Annotated in this window: 15 protein-coding genes and 1 pseudogene; 12 read left to right on the forward strand and 4 right to left on the reverse strand. The window is 73.3% G+C overall.

The genetic code is table 11. The features are described from left to right. Positions 1-3: 3 nt before the first annotated feature. Both ABZ117_RS14955 and ABZ117_RS14960 read right to left on the reverse strand, forming a co-directional pair. Complete coding sequence (locus tag ABZ117_RS14955; RefSeq protein WP_356820792.1) at positions 4-1,056, reverse strand: hypothetical protein; 1,053 nt, start codon at positions 1,054-1,056, stop codon at positions 4-6. A 171-nt stretch (positions 1,057-1,227) separates the two neighbouring features. Further along, positions 1,228-2,805, reverse strand: coding sequence for an oxidoreductase (locus ABZ117_RS14960; RefSeq protein WP_356820794.1), 1,578 nt, complete (start codon positions 2,803-2,805; stop codon positions 1,228-1,230). A gap of 220 nt (positions 2,806-3,025) precedes the next feature. Here ABZ117_RS14960 and hisD point away from each other — a divergent pair, with 220 nt between their 5' ends. From hisD to ABZ117_RS15005, 9 genes and pseudogenes are all read left to right on the forward strand, one after another. Further along, a complete protein-coding gene (gene hisD / locus ABZ117_RS14965; RefSeq protein ID WP_356820796.1) occupies positions 3,026-4,351 on the forward strand; it encodes a histidinol dehydrogenase in 1,326 nt (441 codons plus the stop codon). After that, entirely contained in the window at positions 4,348-5,457 is a 1,110-nt protein-coding gene (locus ABZ117_RS14970; RefSeq protein WP_356820798.1) for a histidinol-phosphate transaminase, read from the forward strand. The genes hisD and ABZ117_RS14970 overlap by 4 nt, the downstream gene beginning before the upstream one ends. Next, the gene (gene hisB / locus ABZ117_RS14975; RefSeq protein ID WP_356820800.1) at positions 5,454-6,047 is read left to right on the forward strand and encodes an imidazoleglycerol-phosphate dehydratase HisB; all 594 of its coding nucleotides are present in this window, start codon (positions 5,454-5,456) and stop codon (positions 6,045-6,047) included. Before ABZ117_RS14970 ends, hisB begins: the two co-directional genes overlap by 4 nt. A gap of 3 nt (positions 6,048-6,050) precedes the next feature. Continuing rightward, complete coding sequence (locus ABZ117_RS14980; RefSeq protein WP_356820802.1) at positions 6,051-6,215, forward strand: hypothetical protein; 165 nt, start codon at positions 6,051-6,053, stop codon at positions 6,213-6,215. Beyond that, on the forward strand, positions 6,206-6,850 hold the full coding sequence (hisH, locus tag ABZ117_RS14985) for an imidazole glycerol phosphate synthase subunit HisH (protein WP_356820804.1): 645 nt from the start codon (positions 6,206-6,208) through the stop codon (positions 6,848-6,850). The genes ABZ117_RS14980 and hisH overlap by 10 nt, the downstream gene beginning before the upstream one ends. A 3-nt stretch (positions 6,851-6,853) precedes the next feature. Then, a complete protein-coding gene (gene priA, locus ABZ117_RS14990) occupies positions 6,854-7,579 on the forward strand; it encodes a bifunctional 1-(5-phosphoribosyl)-5-((5-phosphoribosylamino)methylideneamino)imidazole-4-carboxamide isomerase/phosphoribosylanthranilate isomerase PriA (RefSeq protein ID WP_356820805.1) in 726 nt (241 codons plus the stop codon). Beyond that, complete coding sequence (locus ABZ117_RS14995) at positions 7,576-7,986, forward strand: RidA family protein (protein WP_356820806.1); 411 nt, start codon at positions 7,576-7,578, stop codon at positions 7,984-7,986. The genes priA and ABZ117_RS14995 overlap by 4 nt, the downstream gene beginning before the upstream one ends. Next, positions 7,983-8,738: an imidazole glycerol phosphate synthase subunit HisF gene (gene hisF / locus ABZ117_RS15000; protein WP_356820808.1), complete on the forward strand. Its 756-nt coding sequence runs from the start codon at positions 7,983-7,985 to the stop codon at positions 8,736-8,738. Before ABZ117_RS14995 ends, hisF begins: the two co-directional genes overlap by 4 nt. Before the next feature lie 89 nt (positions 8,739-8,827). Then, positions 8,828-9,277, forward strand: a pseudogene (locus ABZ117_RS15005) (MFS transporter); the annotation flags it as partial. Between the two features lie 7 nt (positions 9,278-9,284). On the opposite strand, the gene ABZ117_RS15010 reads toward ABZ117_RS15005, so the two are convergent. Next, positions 9,285-9,683, reverse strand: a complete 399-nt coding sequence (locus ABZ117_RS15010; RefSeq protein ID WP_356820810.1) for a VOC family protein — start codon at positions 9,681-9,683, stop codon at positions 9,285-9,287. A 13-nt stretch (positions 9,684-9,696) separates the two neighbouring features. Beyond that, positions 9,697-10,332, reverse strand: coding sequence for a TIGR03085 family metal-binding protein (locus ABZ117_RS15015; RefSeq protein ID WP_356820812.1), 636 nt, complete (start codon positions 10,330-10,332; stop codon positions 9,697-9,699). Between the two features lie 137 nt (positions 10,333-10,469). On the opposite strand from ABZ117_RS15015, the gene hisI reads away from it, so the two are divergent. Genes hisI through ABZ117_RS15030 form a run of 3 tightly spaced genes read left to right on the forward strand, consistent with a single transcriptional unit; the run spans position 10,470 to position 13,052 of the window. Then, positions 10,470-10,871 (forward strand): phosphoribosyl-AMP cyclohydrolase, encoded by a 402-nt coding sequence (gene hisI / locus ABZ117_RS15020; protein ID WP_356820814.1) that lies wholly within the window; start codon positions 10,470-10,472, stop codon positions 10,869-10,871. A gap of 11 nt (positions 10,872-10,882) precedes the next feature. Further along, positions 10,883-12,361 (forward strand): anthranilate synthase component I, encoded by a 1,479-nt coding sequence (locus ABZ117_RS15025; protein ID WP_356820816.1) that lies wholly within the window; start codon positions 10,883-10,885, stop codon positions 12,359-12,361. Between the two features lie 52 nt (positions 12,362-12,413). Next, complete coding sequence (locus tag ABZ117_RS15030; RefSeq protein ID WP_356820818.1) at positions 12,414-13,052, forward strand: TIGR02234 family membrane protein; 639 nt, start codon at positions 12,414-12,416, stop codon at positions 13,050-13,052. Positions 13,053-13,107: the final 55 nt, after the last annotated feature.

Consider the following 13,107-nt stretch of genomic DNA (forward strand, 5'->3'; position numbering starts at 1 on the left):
AGCCTAGTGGTCGTCGGCGCGGTCGTGTCCGCCGTGTTCGCCGAGGGGGTCCTCGGGTGCGGTGATCAGCCCGGCCGGCAGGGGCCGCGGCCCCTGCGTCAGCAGGTGCTCGCGCAGGCGCAGGAAGTGGCCGAGCGGGTCGTCGGAGAACCGGTCCCAGGGGAAGGACGTGGCGTACGGGCCGATCAGCCGCAGCTGGGTGCGGGCGTCCTCCCGGCGGTCCAGGCGCAGCAGGACGTACAGCAGCTTGTTGCGGACCTCGGCGGGCCACGGATCGGCCTCGGGGAAGTGCCCGGAGAGTCCGATCGCCCGGTCGGCCGCCGCGTCCAGCCGGGCACGCGGGACCTCGGGACCGCAGCCGTCGGTCAGGTAGCCGAAGGCCGCGCGGGCGGGCAGGGCCTGCACGAGCGAGCCGGCGGGGGCGTCCTGCGCGGCCCGGTCGGCGAAGTCGAAGCACGCGTGGTGCGAGCCGTGCCAGGAGGCGGCGAGGTAGCGCAGGGCGGCCACGTGACAGCCGTAGTGGTGCGGGGCGCGGCGGACCGCGGCCTCCCACAGCTCCTCGAAGTAGCGGTGCCCGGCCCGTGAGCCGCGCGCGTGGTCCAGCGCGATCCGCCAGGGCACCGGGTCGCGGTCGTCGGCGCGGGCGGCGGCGGTGATGTGCGGGCTGACCTCGCGCAGCAGTTCGGCGCGGGCCGGCGAGGGCCAGGCGCGGTCCACCGCCAGCTGGGCGCCGACCAGCAGCGCGCCGGGGTCCTCGGGGGCGGCGGCGCGCCACTCCTCGTACCACTCGGGGCGTGAGCGGGCGAAGGCGGCGAGGCGGCGCGCGTACCGGTCCCGGTTCTCCCACTCGGCGGCGGCGCGGGTGGCGGCCAGCAGGCCGGCCGCGACGGCGTACTCGCCCCGCCCGGCGGCGACCAGCGCGGGCGAGAGACGGTCGTCGGGCGCGTCGAGCACCGTCTCGTCCCCGGCCGGCGGCCGGCCGGACGGGCGCGCGAAGCGTTTGGCCATCCGGGTGGGGCGGATGAACGAGGGCAGCAGAGCCATGGTGCCGACCATTGAAAGTCCGCAGGTCCCGGCGGCGCCAGGGGGTCCGGGCAAGTCGGCGAAAGTTGTACGTCAGCGGGTCAAGGACCCGTAAAAGATGAATGTTCAAATTGTGTGCGTCCGGGTCCGGAGGTGAAGGACGGGTGCCGATGCCCCGGGTGCCCGGCGTGTCGCGTCGCGGCCTCAGCCGCGCCGCAGCAGCCGGGTCGCGCCCGCCGCCACCGTCGTCGCCAGGATCCAGCCGAGCAGGATCATCACCGCCGCCAGCCACTGCCAGCCGCCGCGCAGCTGCCACTGGCCGGCCTGCCCGAGGTCGATCACCGGCAGCAGCAGGTCCAGCGTGAACAGCGCCGGGCTCCAGGCCGGATGGCCGCCGGGGTTCACCGGCGGATGGGCCGCGTGCGCGAACGCCAGTGTGCCCGCCGCCCACAGCACCGTCATCCACACCGCCGCCCGGCCGGGCCGGTAGCCGTAGGCGACCGTCCAGTCCTGGACGTGGCCCCACAGCTTGCCCGCCAGCGGCAGCGTCTCGCGCCGCCGGCGCTGCTTGGCGAGCAGCACCTCGCGCGCGTCCTCGTCCTCCCCGGCCGCGCGCAGCACCGCGGCCAGCCGCTCGTACGGCTCCGGGGCGTACTCGGCGGTGGCCGCCGACACCCAGTCCAGGCGCCGGGTCAGCGGGAACGGGCCCTGCGGCACCAGGTTCTCGTAGGCGAACCCGCCCATGTGCAGGTTCCCCTCGTCCGGCCAGCTGCTCGCCCGGTCCACCAGGTTCACGATCCGCGCGCCGGACAGCACCACCTTGCCGCGCTCGGGCCGGTCCCCGAGGAAGCGCAGCTCCGGCGTCTGCACCCGGCGCAGCGACAGCTCCTGGTCGTCGGTGAAGGTGAACCGGGCCCGCTCCAGGTCGACGGCGTCCCCGAACCGTCCGTCGTCCAGCCGCACCCCGCCCCGGCACTCGAACCGCTGGATGCGCGTCCCGCGCGCGGGGGTCGTGCCGCTCAGCAGCGGGCTGCCGACGCCGGCCGGGGTCAGGTACAGGGTGCGCTCGACCGTCAGCTGGGGAGCGTTCAGGGCCAGCCGCGCGTACGGATTGGCCAGTTTCGCGCCGCGCAGGCTGAGCGACACGCCGACCTTGGCGCCGCGCAGGCTCAGCTCGCCGTGCGACTCCAGCAGCTCGGCCTGGAGATCCTGGCCGACGGTCATGCCGTCCGCCGCGATCGAGCGGCCGCTGCGGTCCCGGTACACGATCGCCTGGTTGAGCATCAGGTCGGTGCCGATGTGGGCGTCGGTCAGCCGGACCCCGTTCTGGAAGCGGCAGCGCGGCAGGTGCAGGTCGCCCTCGGTGTGCACGCGGGCCGCCTCCAGCCGCGGCACCGAGCAGTCCACCAGGCGCACGGTCGTGAACCGGGCCTCCGGCAGCCGGACCTCCTCGTCGAACCGGCAGCCTTTCAGTTCCAGGTACGGCGTGACCTGGCCGCCCGCCAGGTCCAGCGTGCCGGTGATCCGCACGCCGGCGAGCTTCAGCGCGGACACCCGGCCCGCGAGCGCCGGCGGGCCGTCCAGCAGCAGCCAGCACACGATGCGGGCCCGCACGGTGCGCTCGGGACCCCACGGATGACCGCCGTGCGGATCGTCCACGCTGGCGTCTCCGCTGCTCAGGTCGTAGACGCTGCCGTTGCGGAAGGCCTGCCACATGCCGGCCTCGGCCGCCGTCAGGTCGTCCGGCAGGTCCCCGGCGCGGATGCCGGTCCCCTCGGTCACCGTTGTCCTCTCCCGGTCCAGTCCCGGTCCAGTCCGGTCCAGTGGTTTCGTACAGCCGTTCATGCCCGGTGAGTGACCCTCGGAACACAGCAGGTGAACGGGATCTTCCGGGTTCCGGCCAGCCTATGTACCAGCCATTGGCCCGCCATTGGCCCGCGTTCTGTATCAGCCATTGATACGCGCGGACGACTCCCGACGCCGGTCTGAGAGAATTGGGACTGTGATCTCCCGAATCGATCTGCGCGGCGACGCCCTTCCCGAGGGCCCCGCCCTGCGCGACCTGCTGCCCCGAGCCGACTTCGACGTCGCGGCCGCCCTGGAGAAGGTGCGTCCCATCTGCGAGGCCGTGCATCATCGTGGCGACGCGGCGCTGATCGACTTCGCCGAGAAGTTCGACGGAGTACGGCTGGAATCCGTCCGTGTCCCGGCCCGGGCGCTCACCGACGCGCTCGACGGCCTCGACCCGGCCGTGCGCGCCGCCCTGGAGGAGTCCGTCCGCCGCGCCCGCCTGGTCCACCGCGCGCAGCGCCGGACCACGCACACCACCCAGGTGGTGCCCGGCGGCTCGGTGACCGAGAAGTGGGTGCCGGTCGAACGCGTCGGGCTGTACGCGCCCGGCGGCCGGTCCGTCTACCCCTCCTCCGTGATCATGAACGCCGTCCCGGCGCAGGAGGCCGGCGTCGGGTCCATCGCGCTCGCCTCCCCGCCGCAGGCGGAGTTCGGCGGCCTCCCGCACCCGACGATCCTCGCCGCCTGCGCCCTGCTCGGCGTGGACGAGGTGTACGCCGCGGGCGGCGCCACCGCCGTCGCGATGTTCGCGTACGGCACCGAGTCCTGCCCGCCCGCCAACATGGTCACCGGCCCCGGCAACATCTGGGTCGCCGCCGCCAAGCGCTACTTCACCGGCAGGATCGGCATCGACGCCGAGGCCGGCCCGACGGAGATCGCGATCCTCGCGGACTCCACCGCCGACCCGGTGCACGTCGCCTCGGACCTGATCAGCCAGGCCGAGCACGACCCGCTCGCGGCGGCCGTCCTCGTCACCGACTCCGCCGAGCTGGCGGACGCGGTGGAGAAGGAGCTGGAGCCGCAGGTCGCGGCCACCAAGCACATCGAGGACCGGATCGTGCCCGCGCTGAAGGGCCGGCAGTCCGCGATCGTCCTCGTCGACGGCGTCGAGGAAGGCCTGCGGGTGGTCGACGCGTACGGCGCCGAACACCTGGAGATCCAGACCGCCCGGGCCGCCGAGGTGGCCGACCGGGTCAAGAACGCGGGCGCGGTCTTCATCGGCCCCTGGGCCCCCGTCTCGCTCGGCGACTACGCCGCCGGGTCCAACCACGTCCTGCCCACCGGCGGCTGCGCCTGCCACTCCTCGGGCCTGTCCGTCCAGTCGTTCCTGCGCGGCATCCACATCGTGGACTACACCAGGGAGGCGCTCGCCGAGGTCGCCCATCACGTGGTGACGCTGGCGGAGGCGGAGGACCTGCCGGCGCACGGCGCGGCGGTCAAGGCGCGGTTCGGATGGAAGGTTCCGGCGGACAAGTGAGCTTCGGCATCGACGACCTCCCCGTACGGGACGAGCTGCGCGGCAAGTCCCCCTACGGCGCGCCCCAGCTGGACGTGCCGGTACGGCTGAACACCAACGAGAGCCCCTACCCGCTGCCCGGCCCGCTGGTCGAGCGGATCGCGGAACGGGTGCGGGAGGCGGCCCGCGACCTGAACCGCTACCCCGACCGGGACGCGGTCGAGCTGCGCACCGAGCTGGCGAGGTATCTGACGAGGACCGGCGGGCACCCGCTCGGCACCGAGAACGTCTGGGCCGCCAACGGCTCCAACGAGGTCATCCAGCAGCTGCTCCAGGCCTTCGGGGGACCGGGCCGTACGGCCCTCGGCTTCGAGCCGTCGTACTCCATGCACGCCCTCATCGCACGCGGCACCAACACCGGCTGGATCCCCGGCCCGCGCAACGAGGACTTCACCCTCGACCCCGCCGCCGCGGAGCGGGCGATCGCCACGCACCGGCCGGACGTCGTCTTCATCACCACCCCCAACAACCCCACCGGCAACGCCGTGCCGGCGTCGACCGTCGTCGCCCTGTACGAGGCGGCCCAGCGGGCGAAGCCGTCGATGGTCGTCGTGGACGAGGCCTACGTCGAGTTCAGCCACGGCGAGTCGCTGCTGCCGCTGCTGGCGGACCGCCCCCACCTGGTCGTCTCGCGCACCATGTCGAAGGCGTTCGGCGCCGCCGGGCTGCGCCTGGGCTATCTCGCCGCGCACCCCGCGGTCGTCGACGCCGTCCAGCTCGTACGCCTGCCCTACCACCTGTCGGCGATCACTCAGGCGACGGCCTTGGCCGCCCTGGAGCACACCGACACGCTGCTGGGCTACGTCGAGCAGCTCAAGGCGGAACGGGACCGGCTGGTCACCGAACTGCGTGCGATGGGTTACGAGGTCACCGAGTCCGACGCGAACTTCGTGCAGTTCGGCCGCTTCGAGAACGCCCACGACGCCTGGCGGCGGATCCTCGAGAGGGGCGTCCTGGTCCGGGACAACGGCGTACCGGGACGGCTGCGGGTGTCCGCCGGCACCCCGCAGGAGAACGACGCGTTCCTCGACGCGGTACGGGACTTGAAGAAGGAGTTTGAGGCATGAGCCGCATAGGACGCGTGGAGCGCACCACCAAGGAGACCGCGGTCCTGGTCGAGATCGACCTCGACGGCACCGGACGGACCGACATCGCCACCGGCGTCGGCTTCTACGACCACATGCTCGACCAGCTCGGCCGGCACGGTCTGTTCGACCTGACCGTGAAGACCGACGGCGACCTCCACATCGACTCCCACCACACCATCGAGGACACCGCCCTCGCGCTGGGCGCCGCCTTCAAGCAGGCGCTCGGCGACAAGGTGGGCATCTACCGCTTCGGCAACTGCACGGTCCCGCTGGACGAGTCCCTCGCCCAGGTCACCGTCGACCTGTCCGGCCGCCCGTACCTCGTGCACACCGAGCCCGAGAACATGGCGCCCATGATCGGCGCGTACGACACGACGATGACCCGGCACATCCTGGAGTCGTTCGTCGCCCAGGCGCAGATCGCGCTGCACGTGCACGTGCCGTACGGGCGCAACGCGCACCACATCGTGGAGTGCCAGTTCAAGGCGCTCGCCCGGGCGCTCCGCTACGCCAGCGAGCGCGACCCGCGCGCGGCCGGCATCCTCCCCTCCACGAAGGGCGCGCTCTAACCCATGACCGGTCTGTCGGCCCTCCTGATCGTCGTCGGCCTCTTCCTGGCCGGCGGGATCATCTCCTTCGTCAAGCAGAAGATGCCCGCGAGCCTCATCGTGCTGCTCTCCATCGGGGCGGCCCTGTGCCTCGTCGCGGGCGTCGTGCGGCTGGAGGTGTGGAATTGAGCACCAAGAAGGTCGTCGTCTTCGACTACGGCTTCGGCAACGTCCGGTCCGCGGAGCGCGCCCTCGCGCGCGTGGGCGCCGACGTCGAGATCACGCGTGACTTCGACCGGGCGATGAACGCCGACGGGCTGCTGGTGCCGGGTGTCGGCGCGTTCGCGGCCTGCATGGACGGCCTGCGCGCCGCCCGCGGCGACTGGATCGTGGACCGCCGGCTGTCCGGCGGGCGTCCCGTCATGGGCATCTGCGTCGGCATGCAGATCCTCTTCGCGCGCGGCATCGAGAACGGGGTCCGGGCCGAGGGCCTGGACGAGTGGCCCGGCACCGTCGAGCCCCTCCAGGCCGACGTGGTGCCCCACATGGGCTGGAACACCGTCGACGCGCCCGCCGGCTCCGAGCTGTTCGCCGGCCTCGACGCCGGCGCCCGCTTCTACTTCGTGCACTCCTACGCCGTCCACGAGTGGACCCTGGAGAGCCACAACCCGGTGATCGAGGCGCCCAGGGTCACCTGGTCGACGCACGGCAAGCCGTTCGTGGCCGCCGTGGAGAACGGCGCCCTGCGGGCGACCCAGTTCCACCCCGAGAAGTCCGGCGACGCCGGTGCCCAGCTCCTCACCAACTGGATCGGAACCCTGTAGACCATGGCCAAGCTCGAACTCCTCCCCGCCGTCGACGTACGCGACGGCCAGGCCGTACGCCTCGTCCACGGCGAGTCCGGGACCGAGACGTCCTACGGCTCCCCGCTGGAGGCCGCCCTCGCCTGGCAGCGCTCCGGCGCCGAGTGGCTGCACCTGGTCGACCTGGACGCCGCGTTCGGCACCGGCGACAACCGCGCCCTGGTCGCCGAGGTCACCGGTGCGATGGACATCAAGGTGGAGCTGTCGGGCGGCATCCGTGACGACGACACCCTCGCCGCCGCCCTCGCCACCGGCTGCACCCGGGTGAACCTCGGCACGGCCGCCCTGGAGACCCCCGAGTGGGTCGCCCGGGTCATCGCCGAGCACGGCGACCGGATCGCCGTCGGCCTGGACGTGCGGGGCACGACCCTGCGGGGCCGCGGCTGGACCCGCGACGGCGGCGACCTGTACGAGACGCTGGAGCGCCTCGACAAGGAGGGCTGCGCCCGTTACGTCGTCACCGACATCGCCAAGGACGGCACCCTCCAGGGCCCCAACCTGGAACTGCTGAAGAACGTGTGCGCCGCCACCGACCGCCCGGTCGTCGCCTCCGGCGGCGTGTCGTCCCTGGACGACCTGCGCGCCATCGCGGGGCTGGTGCCCCTCGGCGTCGAGGGCGCCATCGTCGGCAAGGCGCTGTACGCGAAGGCGTTCACCCTGGAAGAGGCTCTTCAGGCGGTGGCCCGATGACTGACGTACGGCGTGTGACGACGGGTGCGCCCTGGGAGGAGCAGTTCGGCTACGCCCGCGCGGTGGCGCTCCCCAACGGCCTGGTGCTGGTCTCGGGCTGCACCTCCATCGTGGACGGCCAGATCGCCGGGGGCGGCCCGTACGAGCAGGCGGTCAACGCCTTCGACGTGGCGCTGACCGCACTGGAGAAGGTGGGGCTCGGCCGGGAGGACGTGGTGCGCACCCGCATGTACCTCACACACGCCCGGGACGTGGAGGAGGTCGGCCGTGCCCACAAGGAGCTGTTCGACAGCGTCCGGCCCGCCGCGTCCATGATCATCGTCTCGGGCCTCGTCGATCCCAGTCTGGTCGTCGAGGTCGAGGTCGAGGCGTTCCGCTCCGGCGGAGAACCCGGAGTGCCCGCATGACCCTGGCCGTACGAGTCATCCCCTGCCTGGACGTGGACAACGGCCGGGTCGTCAAGGGCGTCAACTTCCAGAACCTGCGCGACGCGGGCGACCCCGTCGAGATGGCCAAGGTGTACGACACCGAGGGCGCCGACGAGCTGACCTTCCTGGACATCACCGCCTCCTCCGGCAACCGGGAGACGACCTATGACGTGGTGCGCCGCACCGCCGAGCAGGTGTTCATCCCGCTGACGGTCGGCGGCGGTGTCCGCACGGCGGAGGACGTGGACAAGCTGCTGCGGGCGGGCGCCGACAAGGTGGGCGTCAACACCGCGGCGATCGCGCGTCCGGAACTGATCCGCGAGATCGCCGAACGGTTCGGGCGCCAGGTGCTGGTCCTCTCGGTGGACGCGCGGCGCACCCCCGGCGGCACCTTCGAGGTGACCACCCACGGCGGCCGGCGCGGCACCGGCATCGACGCCGTGGAGTGGGCGCACCGGGCGGCCGAGCTGGGCGCGGGGGAGATCCTGCTGAACTCCATGGACGCGGACGGCACGAAGGACGGCTACGACCTGGAGATGATCGCGGCGGTCCGCAAGCACGTGACCGTCCCGGTGATCGCGTCCGGCGGCGCCGGCGCCCTGGCCGACTTCCCGCCGGCCGTCGAGGCGGGCGCGGACGCGGTGCTGGCCGCGTCGGTGTTCCACTTCGGCGACCTGCGGATCGGCGAGGTGAAGCGGGCCCTCCGTGAGGCCGGGCACCCGGTGCGGTGACACCCCGGAGCCCCGGAGCCCCGGAGCGGATAGAAAAGAGAAGTTGCGCAATGTTCGTTGCGCAACTTCTCTTTCGTATCCGGGGTGAGGGCATGGGCTGGGTGCTCGCCGGGTTCGGCGCCGGCGCGGGTGCCGCCTCGCTGCTGCTGGCCGTGCGCGGCCGGGTGCCCCGCGCGGGGCTGGTCACCGGGTGCGCGTGCGTCGCGGGCTCCGTCGCCATCGGCGCCCTCGCCTTCGTGCCCGCGCTCGCCGCCGCCGTCGGGGTGGCCCTGCTCGTCGGCCTGCTCGCCGGGCTCAGCGGCGCCCTGTGCGGAGCCCTGCTCCAGACCCGGGCCGACCCCGCCTACCTCGGCCGGGTCACCGCCGTGGCCGGCCTGGTCGGGCTCGGCCTCGCCCCGCTGAGCATGCCGTTCGCCGCCGCCGCGATCGGCGTCTGGGGCCTCGGGCCGGTCTTCGTGGTCAGCGCGGTCGTCTGCGGCCTCGGCGGGGCCGTCGCCCTCCTCGTGCCGGACCTGCGCCGCGCGGAGATCCCCGGCTGACGGCGCCTCACTCCTTCGGCTGCACCAGCTGCACCAGATTGCCGACGGTGTCGTCGAACACCGCCGCCAGCACCGGCCCCTGGTCCCGCGGGGGATGCGTGAACCGGACCCCGAGCCCCCGCAGCCGCTCGTACTCGGCCCGGATGTCGTCCACGGAGAAGACGATGCACGGCAGACCCATCTCGTGCAGCGCCCTGCGGTACGGCTCCGCGACCGGTCCCTCGCCGGGCTCCAGCAGCAGCTGGAGGTCCGGCTGGGCCCCTTCGGGCGCTCCGACGGTGACGAACAGCGTGCCGCCGCCGAGGTCCATGTGGAGCCGGGTCTCGAAGCCGAGGACCTGCGTGTAGAAGGTGTGCGCCCGAGCCACGTCGTCCACGTAGACGCCGGTCATCGCCACCTTGATCACGGGGGCGCCCCTCTCAGATGCCCAGCTGCCGGGACTCGTGCAGCGTGGTGATCGCGTCGGCGTCACCCTCCAGGTCCACCCGGGCCGCGCTCTGCCGGCCGAACGCGAACATCAGCAGCTCCGACGGCTCACCGGTCACCGTCACCACCGGAGTGCCCCGGTGCGCCACCACCGTCTGCCCGTCCGGGCGGCGCAGCACCAGTCCCGTCGGCACGCCCCGTCCCATCAGCCGCGCGGCCCGCTCCAGACGGGACCACAGCGCGTCCTGGAAGACCGCGTCCAGCTCCCGCGGAGTCCAGCCCGGCTGGGCGCGGCGGACGTCCTCGGTGTGGACGTAGAACTCGATGATGTTGGCGGCCTCGTCGACCTGTTTGAGCTGGAAGGGTGAGAAGCGGGGCGGGCCGGTCCGGATCAGCCGGATCAGCTCCTCGTACGGCTTGGCGGCGTACTCGGCCATCACCTTCTCGAGACGCGGCGCGAGCTGTTTGACCAGCGTGCCCCCCGCCGCGTCGGGGCGGCGCTCGCGCACGACCAGGTGCGCGGCCAGGTCCCGGGTCCGCCAGCCCTCGCAGAGTGTCTCCGCGGCCGGGCCGACGGTTTCCAAGAGGTCGGCGAGCAGAAGCCGTTCACGCTTGGCGAAGGTCGACATGCAGCCAGCCTACGGCCCCGCCGCCGGTCCTCCCAGCCGCCACCCGGCCACCACCCTCGCCGGAAGGGCGCCGGCGCCGTGACCATTCCCCGGACGCCCCGGCCGCCCGCCCGGCCCCGCGCGGCACAATGGCACCCATGACCAGTACGACCGGTACGCCCCGGCCCAGCAGCCTCGACCCGGAGATCGCCGCGCGGCTCAAGCGCAGCACCGACGGGCTCGTCCCCGCCATCGCCCAGCAGTACGACACCGGTGAGGTGCTCATGCTCGGCTGGATGGACGACGAGGCACTGCACCGGACGCTGACCACCGGCCGCTGCACCTACTGGTCCCGCAGCCGCGGGGAGTACTGGGTCAAGGGCGACACCTCGGGCCACTTCCAGTGGGTGAGGTCGGTCGCGCTGGACTGCGACGCCGACACGCTGCTGGTCAAGGTGGACCAGGTGGGCGCCGCCTGCCACACCGGCGCCCGCACCTGCTTCGACGCGGACGTCCTCCTCGAAGCCGCCGATTCCGGCCCGACCGCCTCCGCTCAGTAAGGTCAGCGGCCATGGACCTCGAGACCTTCCGCAAGCTGGCCGCCGACCGGCGTGTCATCCCGGTCACGCGCAAGCTCCTCGCCGACGGCGACACCCCGGTCGCGCTCTACCGCAAGCTCGCCGCCGAGCGCCCCGGCACCTTCCTGCTGGAGTCGGCGGAGAACGGCCGATCCTGGTCCCGCTACTCCTTCGTCGGGGTCCGCAGCGCCGCCACGCTCACCGCACGCGACGGCCGGGCCCACTGGCTCGGCACCCCGCCGGTCGGCGTCCCCGTGGACGGCGACCCCCTCGTGGCCCTGCGCGCCACCCTGGAGACCCTGCACACCCCGCACCAGGAGGGCCTGCCGCCCTTCACCGGCGGCATGGTCGGCTACCTGGGCTACGACATCGTCCGCCGCCTGGAGAACATCGGCCCCGGCGAACGCGACGACCTGCGGCTTCCCGAGCTGACCATGCTGCTGACCAGCGACCTCGCCGTGATGGACCACTGGGAGGGCTCGGTCCTGCTGATCGCCAACGCGATCAACCACAACGACCTCGACACCGGCGTGGACGAGGCGTACGCGGACGCCGTCGCCCGTCTCGACGCCATGGAGGCCGACCTCACGCGCGCGGTCGCCCAGCCCCCGGCCGTTCTGCCGCCCTCCGAGCTGCCCGACCACACCGCCCTGTGGGGCGGCCCCGACTTCCGGCGGGCCGTCGAGGACATCAAGGAGCGCATCCGCGCGGGCGAGGCCTTCCAGGTCGTGCCCTCCCAGCGCTTCGAGACGCCGTGCACGGCGAGCGCCCTGGACGTCTACCGGGTCCTGCGGGCCACCAACCCCTCGCCGTACATGTACCTCTTCCGCCTCGACGGGTTCGACGTGGTCGGCTCGTCCCCGGAGGCCCTGGTGAAGGTGGAGGACGGGCGCGCGATGGTCCACCCCATCGCCGGCACCCGGCACCGCGGGGCCACCCCGCAGGAGGATCAGGCCCTCGCCGAGGAGCTGCTCGCCGACCCCAAGGAGCGCGCCGAGCACCTGATGCTCGTCGACCTCGGCCGCAACGACCTCGGCCGGGTCTGCGAGCCCGGCTCGGTCGAGGTGGTCGACTTCATGTCCGTCGAGCGCTACTCGCACGTGATGCACATCGTCTCGACCGTCACCGGCAAGGTGGCCCCGGGCCGAACCGCCTTCGACGTGCTCACCGCCTGCTTCCCGGCGGGCACCCTCTCCGGCGCCCCCAAGCCCCGGGCGATGCAGATCATCGACGAGGTGGAACCGTCCCGGCGCGGACTGTACGGCGGCTGCGTCGGCTACCTCGACTTCGCCGGTGACTCCGACACCGCGATCGCCATCCGTACGGCCCTGCTCCGCGACGGCACCGCGTACGTCCAGGCCGGCGCCGGGATCGTCGCCGACTCCGACCCGGCCGCCGAGGACCTGGAGTGCCGCAACAAGGCCGCGGCGGTGCTGCGGGCGGTCCACACGGCGAACCGGCTGAGCCGGTAGGGCGCCCGTCACAGGAGCCCCGGGTGACGGTTCGCCCGGGGTTCAGGCGATAGTGGAGTACGTGACTGCCGTTCCTCACCCCCGTTCCGAAGCCGCCGCACCCGCCCGGTCCGGCCGGCGCAGCCTCGCCGTGGCCCTCCTGTGCGGTGCGCTCGGCGCGGCCGTGACGCTGCTCGCGACCCGGCAGCGCTGGGCGGAGGGCACCGCGACGGTGGCCGGCGGCGCGTTCCCGCTGACCGCCAGAGGCAGCGACGTCACGGGCGTCCCCGCGGCCCTCGCCATAGTGGGCCTCGCCGCGCTCGTCGCCGTCTTCGCCGTCCGCCGGGCCGGCCGCCTCGCCGTCTCCGGGCTGCTCGCGCTGTCCGGTGCCGGAATCGCGGCCGCCGCCCTCGTGGCCGCCTCCGACGGCTCCGCCCTGGACGAGAAGGCCGCCAGGGCCAGCGGCGACACCTCCGCCACGGTCGGCGCGCTCACCCACACCGCCTGGCCCTACGTCGCCGTCGCCGGCGGCCTGCTGATCCTGCTCGCCGGGCTGCTCGCCCTGCGCTACGGCCGGCTGTGGCCCGCGATGTCCGGCCGCTACGAGCGCGGCACGCCCCGCCCCCGTCGCACGGCCCGGCCCGCCGACCCGGAGCGGCCGGAGGAGATCTGGAAGGCCCTGGACCGGGGCGAGGACCCGACCGGCGCCTGAGCCGGAGCCGCGGGCGCGGGCGGATGCGGCCCGGTGTGGTGAAACAGACGCCACC

Origin of the sequence: Streptomyces sp. NPDC006309 (assembly GCF_040613095.1) — a bacterium.
Lineage (GTDB): Bacteria > Actinomycetota > Actinomycetes > Streptomycetales > Streptomycetaceae > Streptomyces.